Below are 24674 nucleotides of genomic sequence, written 5' to 3'. Positions count from 1 at the left end.
GGCAACAATCTTTTTAGACTTCATTAAAATCGCTTATTTTTAACGAAATTTTGGAAGCAATGACTAGTATGGAAAATTTTAAAGAACACATTGATAAGGGATATACAACCAAAGGCGACTACATTACAATGGGCGCCGCAATGCATGAAGGAGAAACCATCACGGAAGCATATGTGAAAATTCCATTAAAAACATTGAATCGTCATGGTTTAATTGCTGGAGCAACTGGAACTGGAAAAACAAAAACATTACAAATACTTGCTGAAAACTTATCTGACAAAGGAATTCCTGTATTATTAATGGATTTGAAAGGTGATTTAAGTGGAATCGCAAAACCAAGTCCTGGACATGCGAAAATTGACGAACGTCATACAAAAATTGGTTTTCCATTTGAAGCAAATAATTTTCCTGTAGAAATACTTTCATTATCAGATCAAGATGGAGTGCGTTTGCGTGCAACTGTTTCCGAATTTGGACCTGTCCTACTCTCTCGAATTTTAGATTTATCCGAAACACAATCCGGAATAGTCGCTGTCATATTTAAATATTGTGATGACAACAAAATGCCTTTACTCGATTTAAAAGATTTTAAAAAGGTATTGCAATACGCTACAGACGAAGGAAAAGAAGAATTTAAAGAAGCATACGGACGTATTTCTGGTGCTTCCACAGGTGCCATTTTGCGTAAAATTGTAGAATTGGAACAACAAGGAGCCGATTTATTTTTTGGCGAAACGTCATTTGATGTCGAAGATTTAACGCGCGTTGATAAAGACGGAAGAGGTTACATCAACATTATTCGTTTAACGGATATTCAAGATAAACCAAAACTATTTTCAACGTTTATGTTAAGTTTGCTAGCTGAAATTTACGAAACGTTTCCAGAACAAGGTGATAGCGGCAGACCAGAATTGGTATTGTTTATTGATGAAGCACATTTAATCTTCAAAGAAGCATCCAAAGCATTAATAAACCAAATTGAAAGTATTGTAAAATTAATTCGTTCCAAAGGAATCGGATTGTACTTTGTAACTCAAAACCCAACAGATGTTCCTGATGCTGTGTTAGGACAATTAGGATTAAAAATACAACACGCATTGCGCGCATTTACGGCAAAAGATAGAAAAGCAATAAAGTTAACAGCTGAAAACTATCCCGATTCTGATTATTATGATACTGCCGAAGTATTAACTTCGTTAGGAATTGGAGAAGCGTTGGTGTCTGCTTTAAATGAAAAAGGAAGACCAACTCCATTAGCCGCAACTATGTTACGTGCGCCAATGAGTCGTATGGATGTCTTAACGCCTGCTGAGTTAAAGGAAGTGATTGATACTTCTAAATTGGTTAAAAAATACAATGATGAAGTTGATCGTGAAAGTGCGTATGAAATGCTGCATGAAAAGATTAAAAAAGCAGAAGCAATTCATGAAAAAGAAAAAGCAGCAAAGGAAAAAACAAAATCTTCTAGAAGTTCTAGCAGACAAAGCACACGACAAAACCCAATTGTAAAACTATTAACAAGTGTTACATTTCTTAGAAGCGTTTTGGGAGTTCTCAAAAAAGTTATTAAATAATAAAAATTAAAAATAGTAGATGAAAAAATCTTTATTCCTCGGAATTATCATTGCATGTTTGGCAAGTTGTGCAAAAAAAGAAGACCCATTTTTGATTCAAAAAGATCAAATTGGAAAATTACACAAAGAAATTACGGTACAACAATTAGATTCAATTTACGCTAATGATTCGTTGGTAAAACGTATTGGCGAAGGTGATTATGTACAAGCTGGTGACGACAAATATTTAATTTTTGAAAAAGGCGGAAAACAATTACTAACACTAACGCCGAGACAACAACACGATAAAAATGAAAAGATAAAAGCGATTCAAATTCATGATGAGCGTTTTAAAACGGCAAAAGGAATTACGACCAAAAGTACCTTTAAAGATATTCATGAAAATTATACTATCAAAAATATTTACAACACTATGAATACAATTGTGGTAATTGTAGATAGTAATGAATATTTTACAATTGATAAAAAAGAACTTCCTGAAGATTTACGATACGATGCAAGTTTAACTATTGATGCTGTTCAAATTCCTGATACTGCCAAAATAAAATATTTTATGGTCAATTGGGAGCATTCTGAAGCAACCGAAACTGATGAAGAAAAGAACGATGAGCACTAAAAAATATTACATCCAAAAAGCACCTTTTGTGGTTCCTACAACAGACGGAAAACTGATTGAAGAACATTTCGGAAATGCTACTGACGGAAATCCAAATGTAAGCATTGCACATATGATTGCACCTCCAAAGTGGAAAGAACCGTTTCAAACGCCAGCTTTTGATGAATTTACATACATCATCAAAGGAAAAAAACAATTCATTATTGAAGATGAAACCATTGTTTTAGAAGCAGGACAATCAATCAAAATTGAAAAAAATACACGCGTTCAATATTCCAATCCGTTTGATGACGATTGCGAATACTTGGCAATTTGCTTACCTGCATTTTCTATGGATTTGGTTAACAGAGAAGAAGAATAGCAGAAAACATACATTTAAAAATTAGTTAAAAGCAGTAATGAGATACAAATCATTACTGCTTTTTTTATGTTTTAAAACGAATTCTAGTTTACCGCCAACGAATTCTAAAAGCACTCCAAAAAACCGCGAAGTTGCCACTACATTTGAAATGTAATTAAGAAACAAAGTCATCTTAATCACACTAAAAAATTACAAACAATACAAAGAAATAGCAAATGTGGTACGATATAACAGCAACAAAAATGATTCAAAAATATTTGAATATCTATTCGCAAATCAAAATGCAATTTGACGGTGAAGGAAAAGTAAACACAGTCGCTCTATTTCAAGAAGGCAAATGGATTTCGAGTCCAACACTAGCAAAACGAATGCGACTACAACACATTGCATTTCCGCTGAAACAAAAAGCTTGTATTACACTTAAAAGATAATAAATGGATCAAGGTTGGTTAGTTGGGTAAAATCAGCTCGGATAGCTTTTGATGGCTGTCAAAAGTTACTATCAAGCGTACTGAAGAGTGGGTTTTCAAAATGCAATACTGATAGTAGTTTCAATCCGAAAGCAGATTGATATTATCTGAGCTGGTTTTTACACTAACACTAAACCAACAAAACATATAATCACACAAAATAAACACAACATATAATTTAAAAATCACAACACTATGAAAACAAAAGCAATAAAAATGGCAACATTCATGGGACTTGTACTAGCACTCGTATTTGCATGCTCCCCAAAAGAAGATTCAAATGATATGGCATCATTAGAAACTAGCGAAGTAGTAGCAAAACAACAAGCAGTTGTATTTATCGCAGGATATGACAAAGGTGCGCAAACCTATTACAAAGACGCAAAAAAACATTTTGAAGCACAAAACTATACCATTATTGATGATGCGTTTTCGCTTCAAGAAATTATTACTTGGTTAAACAAAAATCACAACAATCAAGATTATAACGAAATTCATATCGTAAATAAAGGAAATTCTAAAAAAGGACTTTCATTAGAAACTACCATTCACGGTGAACGTTTATCGCAAGTATCATTACTAAACTGCTTAAAAGAAGGCAAACTTCCAAAACTAAAAAATGTATTGACAGAAGATAGCAAACTCGTTTTTCACACGTCCGAATTAGGAAAAAACAAAACGCTTTTACAAATACTAAAGCAAACATTTACGGCAAACCATCAGCCAAAAGTATTTGCAACGCCACACGCAACAATTTTCAACGGGCAGTTTCAAAAACATTTCTTAGCAAAAGCATTTTACGGATACTATCCTACCGCGCAATCGCCTGGAAATGTAGATTTATCAAAACAATTCATCAACAAATATCCTTATGAAGACATTCATTGGTTAGATGCAATCAGAACGAAAGAAGAAGAAGAACCGGGAAAACCATTTGCGTACAAATTTAATATTCCAATTCGTTGGGAAGTAGTATTTTCAGATGACGAAGATCTTCCATCATTAACAGATGCAAACGAAATTATGGACTGGATTGATGATAACGAAACATACACAAAACTTGTAAAAGACACAGGAATTCCTTTAGAAAAATTCAGATGGAAAGCTGTCAAAGTTGGTCAAAAAGTAATCTTTAAAGGAAAAACGACAGCCGTTTGCGTAATGCAACCAATGATGCAACGCAACAATCCATTATCATATGTCCGTACAGAATTTGACAATCAACGCTATTACACACAGTTGTAAAATGAACAGTTTACCTAAAAAACGTCATTGCAGAAAATTATAAATTTTGAAGCAATCTGTAACTATAAAACGTACAGATTGCTTCACTTTGTTCGCAATGACATCATTATGTATCAACCAATTTTAACCTATATTTGTTTTATGTACATGTCAAAACCCAAAACCCTCCTATTATTACTTTTTCTTCTGTGTTTCACGTTTAGTTATGCACAAAGAGAAAAAGAATCGTTATATATCAACCATAATTTCACACTCAACAAAACATTCGCTTTGTACGGTGATACTGTGAAATTAAGATCTGAACCCAATACAACTTCCGAAGTTGTTACCATCCTACGAATTGGTGATGAAGTAACCATTCTAAAAAAAACAGATCAACTACTTGAAACTTCAACTGCCAAAACTGCTTGGTATGAAGTAAATTATAATGGTAAAAAAGGATTTATTGCTGGGCAATTTATCGCAAATGCACACAAACAAAACGGAAATCAACATTTCTACTTTCGAAAATTTATAAATGAAGAACAAGGCGTATTACACATTAGAACGCTCTTCAATACATCTACAAAAGCATATACAGAAACCACAGTACAGCTAATGGATGAAAGTATTGGTATCAGTTTTGAAAAGCCACATGATTTAAAAAATGTGATTCAAATTGTAGAAGTAAATTACTTTGGTGATTCTTGCGGAGCGGAAAGTGGTTATTCGGTATTATTTTTGAAGGATGATTATACATTGGTCAAAGTAGCTGATTTATCATTAATTGGTGATGGCGGCATTTATTATTTATCTGAAAAATTTTTATATACAACAGATGAAGATAATGGACAACCAATTATTCAGTTCATTAAAGAAGAAGGCGAACTTGTTGATGGCGAAAAAGACTGGTTCGAATCGAAAAAAATGACACGTAAGTACGAATGGAATGGTAAAAAGTTGGTTCCAGAATTTTCAAAAGAATTCAAAAAAAGAGACACATCAAATTAGCATGAAATTAATTTTTCAAACATATCTCCTACTCGCTTTTTTAGTGTTTAGTAATTGGACTGTCACAGCCCAAGACAATCAACTACGCGCATACACATCAAAAGATGGTTTGCCACAATCACAAGTAAATGCTATAGTTCAAGACGATTTGGGGTATTTATGGATTGGAACACAAGGTGGCGGAATTGCACGTTTTGACGGGCTTTCGTTTACACTTTTGAATGAAAAAAATGGCTTGCATTCTAACTACATTTATGCTTTGCGTTTTTCAAAAGACACCTTACTTATTGGAACAAATCAAGGACTTTCTGTTCTTGTAAAAAATAATTTTAAAGCGTATACAACACCAACAATTTATCAAATTGAAATCGCAAATGGAAAGACTTATTTGGCGACAAAAAAAGGATTGTATTATTACAAAGCTGATGAAGGCACAAAACCGCTAAACTGCAATGCCATCTTAAACGCTACACAAATAAATGATGTTTTATTTGACGGAACTTCATTTTGGATTGCTTCTCAAAAAGGTTTGTGGAAAACAGATCGTTTGGAAAATTCCGCAACGTTTACAAAAATTTTAGATGGCGACTTCAAATCACTAGCGAACTACAAACAAAAAGTAATTGCGGCAAGTTTTACGGACGGAATCTTTGCATTTACACCAAATCAAAAAGGGTTTCAAATTGTTTCTGACACGAGAAGAATCAACAGTATTTCTATACTAAATGATGCCGAATTGTGGATTAACACAACAAATGCAGGCATCAAACGGATCAATCTACTTGATAACTTACCCGAAAAATCAATTACAAAACGAAACGGTTTATCTGTATATAACATTCGCGAAGTATTCAAAGACAGACAAAATAATATTTGGATTGGTTCTTCTGGCGGTGGCTTATTTAAGTATGAAAAAAATAATTTCAGACATTACACAAAAGATAATGGTTTAACTGCCAATCGTATTTATGCCGTTCACAATTTCAACAAAACCTTATGGTTTTCTACGTCAGAATCAGGTTTAATGACGATTGATTCTACAGGAATTCATAGAGAAACTGTAACTAGTGAATATTTAGATAAAAAAGTTAAAACGATAACCAACGACAAAGAAGGACGAATTTGGGCAGGAACTGAAGGAAAAGGAATTTATATCTATCAAAAGAAAATTCGCGATTCCATTGTGTACGACAGTACGTTTGTAGATGAAATCACATATGAAACTCAAAAAATTGAAGACATTTTTACCGCAAGTATTACTGTTGAAGATGGCTTGCCGTCTAATTGGGTAAGTAATATAAAAATATATGGTTCGCAAATTTGGATTGCCACTTATGCTGATGGAATTGCACGTTTTCAGTACGATTACGACACGAAAAAACTATATAACTTGCAAACATTTGGCGCACAAGAAGGCATCAAAGATTTATCAATTCGTGATTTAGCACGTGATGAAACTGGTCGTATTTGGTACGCTACCAATAAAGGTCATTTGGGTTATATCAAAAACGATAAAGTCACACATATAGAGTCAAAAAATGTGACTGGAAACGAAGTTGCTATTGGTACTATTCGCTTTCATAATTATGACATGTACATTGGAACGTTTGGAAAAGGAATTTGGTATTCTGAGTTGTCTTCCGATTTAAAATTTAAGCGATTACAAGGCGAAAAAAAACTATATTCAGGCAATATCTACCAACTAATTTTTGATGCTAATGGAACACTTTGGGCAGGAAGCGAAGGTGGCATAGATCAAATTACGCTCAACAAGAAAAATGAAATTACCGATGTTATTCATTATGGTCAAAATGATGGCTTTTTAGGCATCGAAACCTGTCATAACGCAACTACAAAAGATGCAGAAGGAAATCTATGGTTTGGAACTATTGATGGATTAACAAAATATCAACCTTCAACTTCGGAACAACAACTTTCAAAGCCACAAATACATTTTGAAGATATAGAAGTTGCAGGTAAAAGTTTAGATTCAATTAACGTACGCGATTGGACAAATACTGACAAAAGGTTACAGCTTTCTGAAGATCAAAACAATATAAAATTTCAGTTTCGTTCAGTTGATTTAGACAATCCCGAAGCAATTGTATATCGTTATAAATTTGATGATGATCATTGGAGTAAGTGGACGAAAGAAAGTAAAATTACCTTTGGAAGTTTAGCTTACGGAGATCATAATTTTATGGCACAGTCACGCAATAAAGATTGGCTAGCAAGTGATTCAATTGGTTTCAAATTTCACGTTATTCAGCCATTATACAAAAAAACATGGTTTAAAAATACTGGTTGGACAATTCTTGGTTTAATTATCATTTTTATCATTTACACCTATATAAAACGTGTCAAAGCAAAAAACCGTGCCATTCGTGAACGTTTACAATTGGAAAATCATTTATTATCGTTGGAACAAAAAGCATTGCGTTTGCAAATGAATCCACATTTTATTTTCAATGTATTAAATGGAATCAAAGGAATGAGTAGAAATGATATCACAAAAATGGATAAAACCATCAACACGTTTGCCGTTTTATTACGTGAAACCTTGACGAATTCTCGAAAAGATAGCATTACGCTTGCGCAAGAAATGAAAACCTTAAAAAACTATGTAGAAGTAGAACGTTTGATGGCAAGCAAAGATTTTTCATATGAAATTGAATTAAATTCAGATTTAGATCCTGAAGAAGTATTAATTCCACCAATGCTAATTCAACCATTTGTTGAAAATGCTATCAGACATGGAATAATGCCGTTGCAACGACCTGGCGAATTGAAAGTTCATTTTACAACGGACAACAACTTTTTATATGCAACTGTTACTGATAACGGAATTGGAATTCAGCAATCGCAAAAAAACAAAAAAAGCACAGATCACCAATCGATGGCATTACAAGTAACGAAGGAACGTATAGAATCTTTAGCCGGACGCAACACATTGAAAATTGAAGAAGTCTCCGAAAAAGATACTACCTTAGCAGGAACGAAAATTTCATTTAAAATTCCGCTGGAAACGGATTACTAATAAAATAGATGTTAGGCCGCTGACGCTGTTAGAAGTGAGATCGCTTCGCTGTTAGATTTGTTAAACATCAATTTTCATATGAAATACGTTTCAATACTCAATACTAAAACCTCATAACTAAAAGAACATGCTCACTACTGTAATTGTTGACGATATTCCTGCAGCGTTAAATATGCTAAAAAGCGATATTGAACGTCTACATCCTGAATTGAATATTATTGGAACTGCTTCAAGTGTGGTAGAAACGGCAAAACTATTGCGCAAACAGCAGCCAGATATTTTGTTTTTAGACATTATGTTAGGTGATGGTTCTGGATTTGATGTATTGGAAATTTTCCCAAACTTAACGTCTAAAATTATCTTTGTAACAGCAAGTGACGAATTTGCCATTCGCGCATTCAAATTTGCAGCTATTGATTATGTGTTAAAACCATATGCAGCGGAAGAACTTTCGTTAGCCATCAACAAAGCAAAAAGTCAAATTCATCCCAACAAAGAACGTTTGGACATTTTAAAAGATACATTAGCCGCTCCAAATGAGAAGCCAACAAAAATATCACTTCACACCTTAGACAAAATCATTATTGTAAGTTTAGATGAAATTATTCGTTGCGAATCGGATAGTAATAATACCATCTTCTATTTACAAGATGGACAAAAGATTTTCGTAACCAAAACGCTAAAATACTTTTCAGATATGTTGAAAAGTTACCAGTTTTTACGTGTTCATCAAAGTCATTTAGTCAATCTGCAATTCATCAAAGCTTTCATAAAAACGGATGGCGGTTATTTATTATTAAAAAATAAAAGTACGGTTCCTGTTTCTGTTCGTAAAAAAGTAGAAGTTATGGATATTTTGAGTAGTATTCATCGAAAATAGCTTCAACTTCTCTCAGTTTATTGGACTAACTTAAATCATTAGATTCATTAAAACGTCATTGCGAGATTTTTTTTAAAATTCGTAGCAATCTTTTGGTTCAAAAATAAATCATGATTTTTGATTGTTGAACTGTATTCGGTTTTCACAAACGTCACTTTGAGTCAATTTGTAAAATTAATTTGTATTGAGAAGTCTTTGAAAAAGTCTAGATTCTTAATTCTAAAATCTTTTCTCTCATTTCTCAAAAAAAGTCTCAAAATCCCGTTACAACTAGACAAATACTTTCTGTTAAATTATAATTTCTTATCTTCAAGTTCATCAAAAAACGAATAGTATGAAAAAACTAACTACATTCCTATTGGTATGTGTTACCACATTTGGTATGGCGCAAAACGAGCACGCGCCTTCTAAAACAAATCCGTACGGAACTAAAAACCCGAAAGCACCAACACAATTAGATGATTACAAACCTATGATTGGAACGTGTAATTGTGAATCTGAACGCAGAAACCCTGATGGAACTTGGGGAACACCTGTAAAAATGACTTGGAAATTTTCATACATTATGAATGGAATGGCTGTGCAAGATGAAACCTTAAAAGCTGATGGGAAACATTCGGGAAGCATCCGGCAGTTTCACAAAGACAGTCTAAAATGGTACGTACATTATTATGCATCTGCTGCGCCAACGGCAACATTATCGGCTTGGGAAGGCAACAAAACAAAAGACGGTAACATTGTACTGTATAAACCTCAAAAAGCACCAAATGGTACGGAAGGATTTTCACGCTTGACATTTTATGATATTACTGATTTGGGTTACAAATGGATTGGTGAATGGGTTGATAAAAACGAAACTGTCACCTTTCCTTTTTGGCGAATTGCATGTGTGAAAAGAGAAGAATAGTATTTTGAAACTTGCTACAGTTTCAGTAATGAACGAAAGCTTTAGAAACTAAAAAAAGCTCTTTAAAAAGAGCTTTTATCCCTGTTATAAAAAAAACAATAAGTAAACTCACTGCCCGTTTACACATACAAAACATTCTAATTTTAGTTTACCCTACACTATTATTTAGAAATATACCTATTTTAACTAAAAACATAAATAATGCTTATGCATATCATATAAAACATAAATAAAAATATATGAATTATATTTTCCACCTTTGTAGTGTAATTAAAAACAAAAGGAATGGAGAATACAAAAACTACAAAAGCAATTGCAAATCAAACTTCAACTGAAGTAACTAAAGTTGCTGTAGCATATGGTGACGGAATTGGTCCTGAAATCATGAAAGCTACGTTAAAAATTTTAGAAGCGAGTGGTGCAAACATTCAGCCTGAAATTATTGAAGTTGGTGAAAAAGTATACGTATCAGGAAACTCTTCAGGAATTGAAAAACAGTCTTGGGAAACTATCAATAAGAATAAAATTATTCTAAAAGCACCCATTACAACTCCACAAGGAAAAGGATACAAAAGCTTAAATGTTACTTTAAGAAAATCATTAGGTCTTTTTGCAAATGTACGTCCTGTAAATGCTTTACATCCTTATATACACACAAATTTCCCAAATATGGATGTTGTAATCATTCGTGAAAACGAAGAAGATTTATATGCTGGAATTGAGCATCAACAAACACAAGATGTTGTACAGTGTTTAAAATTAATTACACGACCAGGTTGTGAAAAAATTGTTCGTTATGCATTTGAGTATGCAAAATTATACGGAAGAAAAAAAGTGACTTGTATGGTAAAAGACAATATCATGAAGTTAACTGACGGTCTTTTTCATACAGTATTTAAAGAAATCGCTACCGAATATCCTGAAATTAAAAGTGAATCTCAAATTATAGATATAGGCTCAGCTCGTTTGGCGGCAAATCCTGAAAACTATGATGTGATTGTAACTTCAAATTTATACGGAGATATCATTTCTGATATTGCCGCTGAAATTGCAGGTTCGGTAGGAATGGCAGGTTCGGCAAATGTTGGAAAAAACATTGCAATGTTTGAAGCCATTCACGGTTCGGCACCAGATATTGCAGGAAAAGCGATCGCAAATCCTTCTGGATTGTTAAATGCCGCTGTAATGATGTTGGTACATGTTGGAAAAGTAAATATTGCGAACAAAATTAAAAATGCTTGGTTAACAACTATTGAACAAGGATATCATACAGCAGATATGTATGAAGAAGGCCAAAGCATTCAAAAAATGTCGACAAGTGAATTTGCAGACAAGTTAATTGAAAACTTAGGAAAGCAACCGCAACAATTAACACCTAGTGACATTGATGAAAAAGCAGGAAAAATTTCAATTCCTGAATATATACGACAAGAACAAGAACAAATTTTGGTGGGTACAGATGTGTTTATCAATTGGAAAGGCTCTAATCCGAATGAAATTGGTGAAGCATTAGCAACATTAAAATCGTACAAGCTAAAACTTAAAATGATAACCAATAGAGGTGTAAAAGTATTTCCAAACGGATTGCCAGAAACATATTGTACAGATCATTGGAGATGCCGATTTGTTGGAACAGATGCAATGATTAAAGGAGAAACGCCAAAGTATGCACCAATTGATTTTGAACAAATTTTAGCATTGTTGTCAAACATTAACGAAATAGGATACGAAGTTATTAAAACAGAAAACCTGTACGAATTTGATGGAAAACGTGCTTTTTCACTAGGACAAGGAGAATAAGAATTGCAAAGCAAAGAAAGTTAGTATTTTTGTATAGTTAGTTTAAAAACCGAACTGCAAGTGATGAAGCAGTTCGGTTTTTTTAGTTTTTTAGTTTCAGTTTGTACTAAGAATATAACTGAAAGCATCTAGTTCATAGTTCATGAATCATCATTAGATAACTTTAAAAATTCAGGCACATATCAATTTTCAGTAAAGTTCATTACACAATACATAAATAATATTTATGATGAACATTAAAAACATAAATAAAAATATATCAATAATATTCTCCATCTTTGTAATGCACAAAAAAAGAAAAAGCAACAAGTGTTTTTTGTATAGCTAGTTTTAAAAACCGAATAGCAAGTGATGAGGCCATTCGGTTTTCTTCTTTCTACCACTTAAACTTTCACAATCTTATAAGAGTATTTTGAGTATTTTTAAGTTTTCATATTTCTTACAGGAGTTTATCCAGTTAAGAAGATTGAAAGTGAAGCAGATACCCTTAAATTAATGTTAATATTTTTGTAAAATCAGCTTCACTGTTTAATCTTTATGTAAATTCGTTAAACAATTTAACTTTAACTAGAAACCATGAAATCACTTTTACTAAAACTTTTCTGTATCTCATTTATAGTTTTGCTATCATTTAAATCAAATACGCAAGAATTTCAAGGCAAAGCCTATTACTATTCTAAATCTAAAATGGAATTAGGAAAATGGGGCGCACGTTTGAGTGAAGCGCAGAAAAAAGATGTAGCGGCACGGTTAAAGAATCGTTTAGAAAAAACATATGTATTAAGTTTCGATAAAGAAGCGTCTGTTTTTAAAGAAGAAGACAAGCTAGATGCGGTTTCAGGCGCAACAGATTCTTGGGGAGCAAATTTTTCAAGAGGTTATCAATATAAAAATGTAAAAGAGAATGCATTGGTACAAAGTCAAGAATTTTATGGCAAAAAGTTTTTAGTAAAAGACAAATTACAAACCATTGAATGGAAAATGGGCAAAGAAACTAAGCAAATTGGACAATACACTTGTTTTAAAGCGACAGCTTCAATTCCAACAAACGACTTAAATTGGTATAATTTTTCATGGGCAGATATAAGTCAACCTGAGCCTAAGAAAAATGCAGATGGTACTACTGAAGAAGTAAAAGAGCCAGAAATTAAAATGACCGAAATTGAAGCATGGTATACACCACAAGTTCCTGTAAGTCACGGACCAGCGGAATATTGGGGACTTCCAGGGTTAATTTTAGAAGTTAGTGCTGGAAACACAATAATGCTATGTTCTAAAATAGTAATTAACTCTGGAGAACAAGTTAAGATTGAAGCGCCAGACAAAGGAAAAGAAATAAATAAAGCTGATTACCAGAATACAATTCGTGAAAAAATGCTAGAAATGAGAAATAATAGAGGAAGAAGAAGAAGAGGTTAAACCTTTGGTTCAAAATTTAGTCTAACTTAAAATTATATTTATTTTAAAACTAATTAGCAACAAAACCAATGAAAAAAATACTCTGTATTCTCTTATTTCTTATTGCACACAGCACTTTTGCACAAATTAAAGTTGAAGGAATTGTAAGAGACAGTCTTAAAACACCTCTAGAATTAGCAAATGTAATTGCTATTAACAAGAAAACCAGCGCATTAGAATCCTATAGCATAACGGATCAGCAAGGAAAGTATAAGTTGGCCCTAAAAAAGAATAGTACGTATAAAATTCAAGTAAGTTATATTGGATTAAAAACGCTTCAAGATTCTTTGTCAACAAAAGAAAGTGATATTACAAAAAATTACACACTACAAGAAGATAACACCTTAGATAAAGTTGAACTTACGTATGAAATGCCTGTTACTATTAAAGGTGATACGTTAATTTACAATGCAGATTCTTTCAAAAATGGTTCTGAACGAAAGTTAGAAGATGTTCTTGAAAAGCTTCCTGGTGTAGAAATTAATGAAGACGGTCAAATTGAAGTAGAAGGTAAAGTTGTAAATAAATTGATGGTTAATGGTAAAGATTTCTTTGATGGAGATACCAAACTTGCCACAAAAAATATTCCATCCAAAGCGGTTGATAAGATTCAAGTATTACGAAACTATTCGGAAGTTGGTCAACTTAGAAGCGTGACAAACAATCAGGATAATGTAGCTATCAATATCAAACTAAAAGAAGGAAAGGAAAATTTCTGGTTTGGAAATATAACTGCTGGTGGAGGAAGTTCGCCAGATAATGAACTCTATCTAATTCAGCCTAAACTATTTTATTACAGTCCAGAATATAGTATCAACTTTATTGGTGATTTGAATAATATTGGTGAAGTTGCCTTATCCCGTAGAGATATTAGAGCCTTTGGCGGTGGTTTTAGAGCGCCAAGTAGAAGTAGTGGAACTAATATAAACTTAGGTGATAACGGTTTAAATTTCTTAACGAATCAAGGAAATGCTTTAGAAATTGAAAATAAACTTGCTACAGGAAACTTTAGTTATTCTCCAAACAAAGCGTTGGATTTAAGTGGTTTCTTAATCTACAACAGCAGTCGTATTCTTTCCAAAGAAACAAGTTTTGTACAATATACAGATCCCGATTTAGGAATTCCTGATGAAGCTACCGAACAACGAAGTAGAGAACGTTCTGACCAAGCATTGTTAAAGTTAAGTGCTTCGTATCAGCCAAACCTCAACAATCAATTAGATTATGATGTATTGGCACGTACTTCAAACGATTCGCAAGCACAAAATGTATTTTCTTCTGTAATTGGAAACACCAATCAGACCGATGATGTAAAGCCATATAGCATCAATCAAAATATAAATTACTATTATACAATTAACGAAAATAATATTCTAGCATTTGAAGCACAGCATTTATTAAAAAATGAAGATCCTTTTTACAATGTGCGCTTAGACAATGGTCCAAACAGTGCTTTTGATACAACTGCGAGTGCTTTAGGGTTAGATACTACTCAAGACAATTATGATTTGGCACAAAACAGACGTATCAAATCAAATCAATTAGATGCGAAGTTGGATTATTATAATATTTTAAACACAAAAAGTAATATCAATATAACACTTGGAACTATTTTAAGTCATCAAGAATTTAACTCTAATTTATTCCAGTTTAGAGGAACAGGTGTTCAATTCAATCCAATTCCGACATTTAATGATGGACGTATTACAAATGATACAGAATATAATTTTAGTGATATTTATTTAGGTGTTCACTATCGATTGAAAAGCGGAAAATTCACGTTTACACCAGGTTTCTCCGTACATGCATATGGAAATAACAATACACAATTTGGGCAAACCTATAAAGATAACTTCTTTAGAGTATTGCCAGATTTTGAAACGCGAATTCAGTTTAAAAAGAGTGAAGCTTTAACCTTACGATACGACATGCGTAACCAGTTTACTGATGTTACACGATTGGCAGAAGGTTTGGTAATGAATAACTTTAATAGTTTTCAATTTGGTGAGCCTGATTTACAGAATGCATTATCACACAATGTAAGTTTGGTGTATACAAGTTTCAACCTATTCAATTATACAAATGTATTTGCGAGAGCATCGTATTCAAGTAATATTGATCAGATACGAAGCTTAACGGATTTTGAAAGTGTAATTCGTACAAGTACATTCTTCAACTCTAACTTTGCAGACGAAAATGTAAACGTTTTTGGACGTATACAACGTACGTTTGGAAAAATACGTGGAAGCTTAAATGCGAGTTTCAATTATAGCAAAATCAATCAATTTATTCAAGGGCAACAATCATTGAATGAAGGCTTTACACAAACATATACGCCAAGTATCCGTACAAACTTTAGAGTGGCACCAAATGTAAGTTTGCAGTACCGTTACAGTGTTACGGATAATACGCAAGGTGGACGTAAAACGAAGTTTGTTACAACGGCACCTTCTATAAACTTTGATGCATATATATGGAAACGAGTAACGTTCCGTACAGATTATACCTATACAAATCAAGATTTAGGTAATGGACAATCGCAATCGTTCCAAAATTGGGATGCGACACTTTCGTATAGAAAAGACAGAGACGCAAAGTGGGAATATGAAATTAAAGCTACAAACTTATTAGATATTAGTTCGCAAGTACGAAACACTGCAAATAATTTATCCGTATTTACTTCGGAAACGTTTATACAACCGCGTTTTGTAACCTTCCGATTTATATATACGTTGTAAAATATACGTCTGTAGTATATAAAAATACAGACTTAAAAATAGTTAGTATAAGTATAGTTAGTTTAAAAACCGAACAACATTTGTGAGAATGTGTTGTTCGGTTTTTTTTGTTAATTGATTTTTCATGGTAAAGTCAAGAAAGTTTCCTGCATATTTTTTTTTAAAACTGCAGTAGTAATAATCAAAAGACTTATGCAACAACAACAAATCTAAAACTTTCTCGTAACCAGTTTTGGAAGTTTTTCAGGAACTGTAGAACTAATTTCGAAGTCAATAACGCCAATTAATAATTCGTCATCGGTGACAATTTCTACTTTCCAAGTACCATCAATCACGTTTTCTTTATATGTATATCCTCGAAAACCATTATCGCGTCCACCAATAATTTTATAGGTCATTTCGTCCATTACTTGCCATTGCTCAGTTTCTGGATTGAAATAACTCCAGCGATGTAATACTGTTTTATTTAAATCTGTCGGCGCAAAAATAGAAGCATACACATAAACTCTTTCACCTACGTGATGATAGAATTCTATTTTGTGATCTCGCCAAAAAACATACCAATCATCCTTTTCGTATGTTACTACATAGGTGTCATTCTTTTTTGTGATGTTGTGCGCTACAACTCCTTTATCTAGTGCTAACGGAACTGGCGGTATCATATTAAAATAATACATCGTATTGATGAAAATAAATATAGAAACTACGATTCCTAAGAGTTTACTCAAGCGAATTTCCGATTTTGTACTTGGACTAGAAAAGTAAATAAACAAGATCAAGAATACTGTAATTACTAGACTTACGACTCCTGATAGCATGAAAATAGTTGTACTCATTTCCTTTAAAATTACAGGAATCATAAAAGCAAAAAATGTAAAACTAATGAAGTAATACACACTAAATTGCAGGTATTTATTGGAAATTCTTTTCTTTAAAAATTCATTTGCAAGTAATAGCAATACTAAAATTATAAAGAATGTAAACGTTTTAGATAAGGAAACACTTCTAGAAAAGTAAATAACATATGCGCTGGAAAGCCCTCCAAAAAAGAACTGAATGGCCAAAGGAAAATACAGTTCATATTTTTCCAATTTGGTGTTTTTCCATTTTCCATCATCCACTAAATTAAATAGGTACAGTGTAATTGTGAGTAATGTCATATGAGAAGTCAGTACAACTAAATCGTACATTCTGTCAATTCTACCCAATGTTAATGTATCAAAAATAAAACCACCAATAAAGAATAATAAAGGTGCATATTTTTCATGCTTTCGAATGAAATTTCTGAATTTACTTCTTCGAAATTTAACCAATGTTCTTTTCATACAGACAAATAATCTTTAAAGATACATTTTTTCACAAGTTCACATGAAACTTATAAAAATATGATAGATTATTTATTTTTTTCTCATAAAGGTAAGCGCTCAAACGATAGGAAACTTTCAGCTCTTTTTAAGATAATTATGCAACTGTTCTTTTATAAAATAATTCCAACCTGCAACACAACTTTCATGTTTAAATTCAGGAATTTCATCGGAAAAGTCCTCTACAACAGTAGTCGTTAGTGTGAGTTTTGTATTGTTACCATCTTCAACTAATTGAAAATTGACAAACGAATCACCTTCCAAACCTTCGTACTTCCAGTTATATACTAGCTTTTTATTCGGAATTACTTCTGTAATTGTCCATATATGTAAAAAATCGCGAGAAGGTGCTTTTACAGTAAACTTTGTTTGAAAGCCTACTACTGCTTTAAAATCGGGAATGTTATCAAAAAACCATTGTCGCATTTGTGATGCTTCAGTAATAGCATTCCATACCGTTTCTACTGATTGTTCAAAGTTTTGTGTTACAATAACTGGTGGTTCAGAAGTTTTCATGTGGATTGGTTTTGTATAAAGATACTTGAATTTTTATTTAAGTGTACATCAAGTTTCATAAGTACATAAATTTGACATCCTAACTCACTCTAAATATTAATTTTTTAAATTTATTCATAAAAAAAAGCAACTTCTTTCAAAGTTGCTTTTCAGTATATATAGTATGTATTATTTTCTATTTGCCATATTGTGACGTTCTCGTGCCAATAATGTGTTTTTTAACAACATGGCAATAGTCATTGGTCCTACTCCACCAGGAACTGGCGTAATGTGACTTGTCTTTTTGCTTACGTTTTCAAAATCTACATCACCTGTAATACGGTAACCGCGTTTTTTAGTTTCATCTGGCACACGTGTAATTCCGACATCAATTACGATTGCGCCATCTTTGATCATTTCTGCTTTTAAAAAATTTGGTTGTCCTAATGCCGTAATGATAATGTCTGCCTGACATGTAATTTGTGTAATATTTTGGGTATGACTGTGTGTTAAGGTAACAGTTGAATTTCCTGGGAAACCTCTTCTTCCCATTAAAATACTCATGGGTCTACCAACTATATGACTTCTTCCAATAACAACCGTGTGTTTTCCTTTGGTTTCCACATCGTAACGTTCTAGTAATTCTAAGATTCCAAACGGAGTTGCAGGAATAAAAGTAGACATATCTAATGCCATTTTCCCAAAGTTTTCAGGGTGAAATCCATCCACATCCTTATCTGGATGCACTGCCATAATTACTTTTTGTGTATTAATTTGTGGTGGTAATGGTAATTGAATGATGAATCCGTCAATATCATCATTATCATTCAATTCGTGAATCTTCTTAAGTAATTCTAATTCTGAAGTTGTGTTCGACATACGTACCATTGTAGATTCGAATCCGACACGCTCACAAGAACGTACTTTACTTCCAACGTATGTTAAACTTGCGCCATCATCTCCTACTAAAACTGCGGCTAAATGCGGAACTTTCTCACCGCGATCTTTCATTTTCTGAACCTCAGCAGCAATTTCATCTTTGATATCGTTCGATACCTTTTTTCCATCTAATAAAATCATGTATAGTTGTGTTGTGTGTGTCTTTTTTTTGCTGCATCTCGACTGCGCTCGATGTGACAGTTATTTATTGCTGAGCTTCCAACTGCTAACAAAAATACTTTTACATTTAAAATTCATAATTCAGCATTTTACATTCAACATTTCAAGAATTAACCGCCCATTCCTTTCATCATTTGCATTAGCTTTCTTCCGCCGCCGCCTTGCATCATCTTCATCATTTTACTCATTTGATCAAATTGCTTTAACAATTGATTCATTTCTTGTACTGAGCGTCCAGCTCCTTTAGCAATACGTTTTTTACGACTTGCATTTATCATCGCTGGTTTTGAGCGTTCGTCTGGTGTCATTGAGTGAATTAATGCTTCAATATGCTTAAAAGCATCATCTTCAATTTCCATACCTTTCATTGCTTTGGAAGCTCCTGGAATCATTCCGACTAAGTCTTTCATGTTCCCCATTTTCTTCACTTGCTGTATTTGCTTTAAGAAATCGTCAAAACCAAACTGATTTTTGGCAATTTTCTTTTGTAATTTACGTGCTTCTTCTTCATCAAATTGCTCTTGCGCTCTTTCTACTAACGAAACAACATCTCCCATTCCAAGAATACGATCTGCCATACGTGAAGGATAGAATACATCAATTGCTTCCATTTTTTCACCTGTACCAATAAATTTAATTGGTTTGTTTACTACAGATTTTATCGATATTGCTGCTCCACCACGTGTATCACCATCTAATTTTGTTAAGATAACTCCATCAAAGTTTAAGATATCGTTGAAGGCTTTTGCAGTGTTTACTGCATCTTGTCCTGTCATGGAATCTACCACAAATAATGTTTCTTGTGGCTCAATTGCTTTGTGAATGTTTGCAATTTCGTTCATCATGGCTTCATCAACTGCCAAACGACCTGCGGTATCTATAATAACAACATTGTGTCCGTTTTCTTTTGCATGTGCAATTCCTGCTTCCGCAATTGCAACCGGATCATTGTTTCCTCTGTCTGAAAAGACATCCACTTTTATTTGATCTCCTACTACATGTAACTGATCAATCGCCGCTGGACGGTATACATCACACGCAACTAATAAAGGTTTCTTTGTTTTTTTGTTTTTTAAGTAATTCGCTAGTTTTCCAGAAAACGTTGTTTTTCCTGAACCTTGCAAACCTGACATTAATATAATAGATGGTTTTCCAGACAAGTTGATTCCTGCGGCGTCTCCTCCCATTAATTCAGTTAACTCGTCTTTTACGAGTTTTACCATTAATTGTCCTGGTTGTAAAGTTGTTAATACGTTTTGTCCTAAGGCTTTTTCCTTTACTGTTTTGGTAAATTCTTTGGCGATTTTAAAGTTTACATCGGCATCAAGTAGCGCTCTTCGAACTTCTTTTAATGTTTCAGCAACATTTACTTCTGTTATACTTCCATGACCTTTTAGTACATGTAACGCTTTATCTAACTTTTCACTTAAATTATTAAACATAGGATTCCTGTTCTTTTTTAGAAGTTGCAAAGATAGGGGAAACTTCTAAATTTTGAAAGTATAAAACGGCTCGTTTTCAACAAGATTATTTAGTTGTTTCTTGCAATTTCTTGAAGATAAGACGCTCACTTAGTTATAATTTTGTGCAGATCGTGTACTTTCTGCTAAGTAAGATTGGGAAGAATTCCAACCTTTTTTTAGATGGCATCGTGATAAGCAAAATAACAATTCAGGAAAGTTTTTCATTTTGTAGAATTCAAATTTATCCCTTACTTTTAAATTCTTAAAACTGTATATACCATGATTATTTTCAACCTCGATGCCATTCTTGTTACTTTATTAGCCGCATTATTTTCAGCACCTTTTTTTGGAGTGTATTACTTTGGAGGCATGGGCGAAGAGATACTGGTTATTTGTGTAAGCTGGATGATTTTAGTGGCTTCATTTGTTGGAAAAGGAATTGGCGTAGTAGGACGTTTGTTTTTTATTCCAATGTGGTTGCTAAGTATTCCATTGCCTTTTGTAATTACGTACATGTCTTATAAATGGACAGGAATTGGAGTTACTTTCGGAATTTTTATTGGTTTTATTCTTTTAATTATTGGGTTATCATATATCTCTGAAAAGAAACGTTTGAAGAATTTACGTTCTGAGAAAATCGAATTTCCAGATCGTGAAGAAGATGCAGTAGTGTATTGGCAAGCTATCAAGGATAAATTTTTCCTGCCATCTTATCTAAAAATGACACCTGAAATTGCACGTTTTAATAATAGAGTTGTCGAAGCTTTGCAGAAACAAGAAGTAGAGCTTACCACTATTGAAGCTTTTAAAACCGAAATGGGCAAAGCAGGGTCGAAACGTAAAAAGATTGATCCGCAAGCTGAAAAGAATTTAATGGCTGAAATTGATCAAAAGATTATAGACTTACAGGAAGCAAAAGAGTTATTGGAAAAGGTTGCTGGGTAAGCTTTTAGATTCCTGCGAAAGCAGGAACAACAGTCCTATTTAGTGTGAGTTCGATATAACTTTTACAAAATTAAAATTTAAGAATTATTGAGAATTTAAATATAATAACTTGATTTTTAATTATTTACTTTCGCTTTCTTTGTTTACACAAAGAATACTGAATGAAGTTCAGCAAAGACTTCAACAAAAGAAAGTGCGCTTTTAGCTCATACATTCTTATTTTCAATTTTGGTATTCATGAATATAAACATTTCCAGAAGTATTTATCTATAAATTTATTTAAACCTAAGATTTCGTTCTCCAACGGGATTAGTTCAACTAACAATTTTGAATGCGTCTTTCAGACTTTTCAAAATTGAGTTTCACCAAAAAAAAGCTGCCCTAATTCAACAAAAGGCAGCTTTGAACTAAGTTACACTAAACTAACTTAAATAAACACTTATTTTTATATGTTAAAGACACACATTGCAGTCTGCTTCTAATGTAAATAAGGTAGAAACATCATTTGGTGTTAGTGCAATGTTGTACATGCGTATATCGTCTAAATGACCTTCAAAGCCATTTCCTAATATGTAATTCGTTAATGGCGTATTGCCAATATCAATGGTAGAGTTTTCATCTGCATTTTGTTGTACGCCATCTCTGTACAATCGTACTGTATTGTTAGCATCAACCGTAAGTACTAAATGATGCCAATTGGTTGTATCTGTTGGCAAACTAGCATCTGTATTCCAAGGATCGTCCCAAAGTCCGTAGCCTGAATCTGCATCACTAAATACAGGTGTATTTAAATCGAATACGCTTAGCTGAAAACCTTCACTTATCGCACTTCCTTTTTGAAATAAGATTTCATAATTAGAAGGATCTGTGTTTTGCATTTTAAACCAAAGACTTACCGAAAATGCGTCACCTTGTACAATTTGATTAGCAGTTGTTACAGGAATTTCTACAGTTTGCGTTCCATCAAAGCGTAACGCACATGTATCATTTCCTGCTCTATCAGCCGTATAATTATAGTTTCCTGTTGCTTCCCAATTGCTTACTAAATCTTTTGTTTCATTCGCAAACGGCATGTATAAAATTAAGTTATCCGTAAGCACTGTTGTTGGATTTGTACAACAATCTTCTATACTTAACGTAATTGTAAATAGCTGATATTCTCCTGTTTGATTTTGAATTCGCAAGAACAATGTTTCTTGTAAAGATGTATTTGTATATGATGTTGGAATAAGTGCATTTGAATTTGAATCAGCATCTGCTTGTGAAAGATGAAATGAAAAACTATACGGTTGTGTACATGTTATGTTTGAAATAAATAATTCTTCTAAGTTCATTTCTACAAAACCATCATACGGATTGTCTTCATCACAAATAGTTGTGTCAATATTTTCAAAACATTCAAAAGGTGTTTCGTTTTCACAACTTTTTTGTAATGTTATTTGCTGATTTCCGCTGTGCAATTGCAATTCGTCCGAAGTACATTCGTCAATAATCCAAGTTCCATTAATTGATGTAATGTTTGAAACCACATTACTAATATTCAATACTAAATTTCCTTCTGAAGTGGTTACTTGCCAATTTCCTTCATATATAGTGCTACTACTTGGTTCTGTTGAAAATGTAAACGAACCGTCTGTGTTGAAATAGAATTCATATATCAATTGCATATTTCCGTTCAAATTGGTAATTCGCCAAAAACAATCGGTTAAGTTTTCTGTAATGAATGCTTCTGTACAATTGGCATCATTATAATTGTTATCGTCATCTTCATCACAAGTATTTTCTGCCGCGGCAATAGCAGTTTGCAATTCTTGATTATTATTCACTGAAACAACTGTTCCGTCAGTTTCGATAAGATTTATTGGATAGTTGATACTTGCTACTATACCATCTGAAAGCGTTGCTAAGAAATGAAATAAGGTTTCGTCGTTTATAATATTTTGTGTTTCAATAACTTCAAAGTTCGTATCGAAGATGGCAATGCTAAACGGATATTGAAAATCGATACATTCAATGTCAATATCTGGCTGATTTGGTCCAGAACAGTTACTAATTTGTGTTTGTAATTGTTCTTGATTTTCGATGGTAATTTCGGAATAATCACTTAAAACAATTGTAATTGGATAGGTAATAGCAACTGCATTACCATCAGATTGATTCAATAATTCAATAATTGCACTGTAATCATTTGTATTGTTTACAATGATTATTGTTCCGTTGATTGCAACCGTAACTGGCAAATCAACCAAGAAACAATTTGCAGTGTCTATAAAGTTATCCGCAGAACCATCAAGCATTGAAATACGTTCCATTAATTGTGGTAACGTTGTATTAGCAACCAAAGTTTCTTGCGCGTTAGGCGTTGCGGTTTCTAGTCTTTCTTCTTGGCAAGAAGTGAAACAGAGACACATCGCGAGAAGCGAAAACATATAGTGCAAATACGTTATTTTTGAGATTTTATTCATAATATGTTATAGTATTCGGGAAATAGCAAACACAACAATTTTCAAGTGTGTTACTTCTTAAACAACTGAAACGGCAAAATTCCCACCTCACAAATTAAAAAATTTATGTTTACTTTTAGCGTCAAATTAACCACAATTTATGCCAAAATCATTACACGAAAATATATGCAACGAAGGTTTGTTTTCTAAAATTTTTCAGAAACATTATCAAAGTTTGTATGCGTATTTGTATTACAAGTTTGGTGATTATTTAAATCCTGAAGATAAAGCACAAGAAGCGTTTACCAAATTGTGGCAAAATTGTGGCAAAGTAAAACCCGAAAAAGCAAAGAGTTATGTTTTTACTATTGGTAATAATATGATGCTGAACGAAGTAAAACACCACAAAGTTGTATTGCAACACAGACAACTGAAACCGAAAGCACATACCAACGAAAGTCCTGAGTTTTTAATGCAGGAACAAGAATATTTGCAAAAGTTACAACGCGCGATTGGAAATTTGACCGAATCGGAACGCACCGCTTTTTTAATGAATAGAGTTGAAGGAAAAAAACACAAAGAAATTGCCGCAATTCTTGGTATTTCGTCAAAAGCTGTAGAAAAACGTATTTATAGAGCATTGGCAAAATTACGAGAACAGATTAAAGAGTTGTGAGTTGTGAGTTGTGAGTTGTGAGTTGAAAATAGTTAAATAATAACATTACCTACGTAATTTCATTTTAGATTTAACATTCAAAATTTATAATT

Annotated in this window: 19 protein-coding genes; 14 read left to right on the top strand and 5 right to left on the bottom strand. The window is 33.0% G+C overall.

Features of this window, described 5'->3' with window-relative positions; genetic code table 11:
- Positions 1-59 precede the first annotated feature (59 nt).
- The 12 genes from ACQ654_RS19870 to ACQ654_RS19815 all read left to right on the top strand — a co-directional run bounded on the left by ACQ654_RS19870 (position 60) and on the right by ACQ654_RS19815 (position 16076).
- Entirely contained in the window at positions 60-1574 is a 1515-nt protein-coding gene (locus ACQ654_RS19870) for a helicase HerA-like domain-containing protein (RefSeq protein ID WP_430412087.1), read from the top strand.
- A gap of 19 nt (positions 1575-1593) precedes the next feature.
- A complete protein-coding gene (locus ACQ654_RS19865) occupies positions 1594-2190 on the top strand; it encodes a hypothetical protein (protein ID WP_430412086.1) in 597 nt (198 codons plus the stop codon).
- Positions 2180-2551, top strand: coding sequence for a cupin domain-containing protein (locus ACQ654_RS19860; RefSeq protein ID WP_430413039.1), 372 nt, complete (start codon positions 2180-2182; stop codon positions 2549-2551). The genes ACQ654_RS19865 and ACQ654_RS19860 overlap by 11 nt, the downstream gene beginning before the upstream one ends.
- Positions 2552-2766: 215 nt before the next feature.
- On the top strand, positions 2767-2982 hold the full coding sequence (locus ACQ654_RS19855; RefSeq protein WP_430412085.1) for a hypothetical protein: 216 nt from the start codon (positions 2767-2769) through the stop codon (positions 2980-2982).
- Between the two features lie 234 nt (positions 2983-3216).
- Positions 3217-4266: a hypothetical protein gene (locus ACQ654_RS19850; protein WP_430412084.1), complete on the top strand. Its 1050-nt coding sequence runs from the start codon at positions 3217-3219 to the stop codon at positions 4264-4266.
- 27 nt (positions 4267-4293) lie between these two features.
- The gene (locus ACQ654_RS19845) at positions 4294-5256 is read left to right on the top strand and encodes an SH3 domain-containing protein (protein WP_430412083.1); all 963 of its coding nucleotides are present in this window, start codon (positions 4294-4296) and stop codon (positions 5254-5256) included.
- 1 nt (position 5257) lies between these two features.
- Complete coding sequence (locus tag ACQ654_RS19840) at positions 5258-8293, top strand: ligand-binding sensor domain-containing protein (protein WP_430412082.1); 3036 nt, start codon at positions 5258-5260, stop codon at positions 8291-8293.
- A 127-nt stretch (positions 8294-8420) separates the two neighbouring features.
- Positions 8421-9173, top strand: a complete 753-nt coding sequence (locus ACQ654_RS19835; RefSeq protein ID WP_430412081.1) for a LytR/AlgR family response regulator transcription factor — start codon at positions 8421-8423, stop codon at positions 9171-9173.
- A 334-nt stretch (positions 9174-9507) separates the two neighbouring features.
- Complete coding sequence (locus ACQ654_RS19830; RefSeq protein ID WP_430412080.1) at positions 9508-10080, top strand: hypothetical protein; 573 nt, start codon at positions 9508-9510, stop codon at positions 10078-10080.
- 285 nt (positions 10081-10365) lie between these two features.
- Positions 10366-11880, top strand: coding sequence for an NADP-dependent isocitrate dehydrogenase (locus ACQ654_RS19825; protein ID WP_430412079.1), 1515 nt, complete (start codon positions 10366-10368; stop codon positions 11878-11880).
- Positions 11881-12456: 576 nt separating this feature from the next.
- Positions 12457-13299 carry a GLPGLI family protein gene (locus tag ACQ654_RS19820; RefSeq protein ID WP_430412078.1) on the top strand — a complete coding sequence of 281 codons (843 nt, stop codon included), beginning with the start codon at positions 12457-12459 and terminating at the stop codon, positions 13297-13299.
- Positions 13300-13367: 68 nt separating this feature from the next.
- Entirely contained in the window at positions 13368-16076 is a 2709-nt protein-coding gene (locus ACQ654_RS19815; protein ID WP_430412077.1) for a carboxypeptidase-like regulatory domain-containing protein, read from the top strand.
- A 209-nt stretch (positions 16077-16285) separates the two neighbouring features.
- Here the strand turns inward: ACQ654_RS19815 and ACQ654_RS19810 are convergent, their stop codons facing one another.
- The 4 genes from ACQ654_RS19810 to ffh form a co-directional block, all read right to left on the bottom strand.
- Positions 16286-17401, bottom strand: a complete 1116-nt coding sequence (locus tag ACQ654_RS19810) for a DUF2914 domain-containing protein (RefSeq protein ID WP_430412076.1) — start codon at positions 17399-17401, stop codon at positions 16286-16288.
- A gap of 117 nt (positions 17402-17518) precedes the next feature.
- Positions 17519-17956: an SRPBCC family protein gene (locus tag ACQ654_RS19805; RefSeq protein WP_430412075.1), complete on the bottom strand. Its 438-nt coding sequence runs from the start codon at positions 17954-17956 to the stop codon at positions 17519-17521.
- A 168-nt stretch (positions 17957-18124) separates the two neighbouring features.
- Positions 18125-19015, bottom strand: a complete 891-nt coding sequence (locus ACQ654_RS19800) for a bifunctional 5,10-methylenetetrahydrofolate dehydrogenase/5,10-methenyltetrahydrofolate cyclohydrolase (RefSeq protein WP_430412074.1) — start codon at positions 19013-19015, stop codon at positions 18125-18127.
- Between the two features lie 149 nt (positions 19016-19164).
- A complete protein-coding gene (gene ffh, locus ACQ654_RS19795) occupies positions 19165-20496 on the bottom strand; it encodes a signal recognition particle protein (RefSeq protein WP_430412073.1) in 1332 nt (443 codons plus the stop codon).
- 300 nt (positions 20497-20796) lie between these two features.
- Here ffh and ACQ654_RS19790 point away from each other — a divergent pair, with 300 nt between their 5' ends.
- Positions 20797-21462 (top strand): hypothetical protein, encoded by a 666-nt coding sequence (locus tag ACQ654_RS19790; RefSeq protein WP_430412072.1) that lies wholly within the window; start codon positions 20797-20799, stop codon positions 21460-21462.
- A gap of 452 nt (positions 21463-21914) precedes the next feature.
- Here ACQ654_RS19790 and ACQ654_RS19785 read toward each other — a convergent pair whose 3' ends face one another.
- Positions 21915-23927: a LamG domain-containing protein gene (locus ACQ654_RS19785; RefSeq protein ID WP_430412071.1), complete on the bottom strand. Its 2013-nt coding sequence runs from the start codon at positions 23925-23927 to the stop codon at positions 21915-21917.
- A gap of 139 nt (positions 23928-24066) precedes the next feature.
- Between ACQ654_RS19785 and ACQ654_RS19780 the strand changes: the two genes are divergently transcribed.
- The gene (locus tag ACQ654_RS19780) at positions 24067-24582 is read left to right on the top strand and encodes an RNA polymerase sigma factor (RefSeq protein ID WP_430412070.1); all 516 of its coding nucleotides are present in this window, start codon (positions 24067-24069) and stop codon (positions 24580-24582) included.
- Positions 24583-24674 lie beyond the last annotated feature (92 nt).

The organism is Kordia sp. (assembly GCF_965283645.1).
Taxonomy (GTDB): domain Bacteria; phylum Bacteroidota; class Bacteroidia; order Flavobacteriales; family Flavobacteriaceae; genus Kordia.
Note: the sequence above shows the minus strand (reverse complement) of the source record. Positions and strands in the feature narration are given on the sequence as shown.

Coding starts and splice junctions, on each gene's coding strand:
- ACQ654_RS19870 (WP_430412087.1), top strand. CDS start 60: ATGACTAGTATGGAAAATTTTAAAGAACACATTGATAAGGGATATACA.
- ACQ654_RS19865 (WP_430412086.1), top strand. CDS start 1,594: ATGAAAAAATCTTTATTCCTCGGAATTATCATTGCATGTTTGGCAAGT.
- ACQ654_RS19860 (WP_430413039.1), top strand. CDS start 2,180: ATGAGCACTAAAAAATATTACATCCAAAAAGCACCTTTTGTGGTTCCT.
- ACQ654_RS19855 (WP_430412085.1), top strand. CDS start 2,767: ATGTGGTACGATATAACAGCAACAAAAATGATTCAAAAATATTTGAAT.
- ACQ654_RS19850 (WP_430412084.1), top strand. CDS start 3,217: ATGAAAACAAAAGCAATAAAAATGGCAACATTCATGGGACTTGTACTA.
- ACQ654_RS19840 (WP_430412082.1), top strand. CDS start 5,258: ATGAAATTAATTTTTCAAACATATCTCCTACTCGCTTTTTTAGTGTTT.
- ACQ654_RS19835 (WP_430412081.1), top strand. CDS start 8,421: ATGCTCACTACTGTAATTGTTGACGATATTCCTGCAGCGTTAAATATG.
- ACQ654_RS19830 (WP_430412080.1), top strand. CDS start 9,508: ATGAAAAAACTAACTACATTCCTATTGGTATGTGTTACCACATTTGGT.
- ACQ654_RS19825 (WP_430412079.1), top strand. CDS start 10,366: ATGGAGAATACAAAAACTACAAAAGCAATTGCAAATCAAACTTCAACT.
- ACQ654_RS19820 (WP_430412078.1), top strand. CDS start 12,457: ATGAAATCACTTTTACTAAAACTTTTCTGTATCTCATTTATAGTTTTG.
- ACQ654_RS19815 (WP_430412077.1), top strand. CDS start 13,368: ATGAAAAAAATACTCTGTATTCTCTTATTTCTTATTGCACACAGCACT.
- ACQ654_RS19810 (WP_430412076.1), bottom strand. CDS start 17,401: ATGAAAAGAACATTGGTTAAATTTCGAAGAAGTAAATTCAGAAATTTC.
- ACQ654_RS19805 (WP_430412075.1), bottom strand. CDS start 17,956: ATGAAAACTTCTGAACCACCAGTTATTGTAACACAAAACTTTGAACAA.
- ACQ654_RS19800 (WP_430412074.1), bottom strand. CDS start 19,015: ATGATTTTATTAGATGGAAAAAAGGTATCGAACGATATCAAAGATGAA.
- ffh (WP_430412073.1), bottom strand. CDS start 20,496: ATGTTTAATAATTTAAGTGAAAAGTTAGATAAAGCGTTACATGTACTA.
- ACQ654_RS19790 (WP_430412072.1), top strand. CDS start 20,797: ATGATTATTTTCAACCTCGATGCCATTCTTGTTACTTTATTAGCCGCA.
- ACQ654_RS19785 (WP_430412071.1), bottom strand. CDS start 23,927: ATGAATAAAATCTCAAAAATAACGTATTTGCACTATATGTTTTCGCTT.
- ACQ654_RS19780 (WP_430412070.1), top strand. CDS start 24,067: ATGCCAAAATCATTACACGAAAATATATGCAACGAAGGTTTGTTTTCT.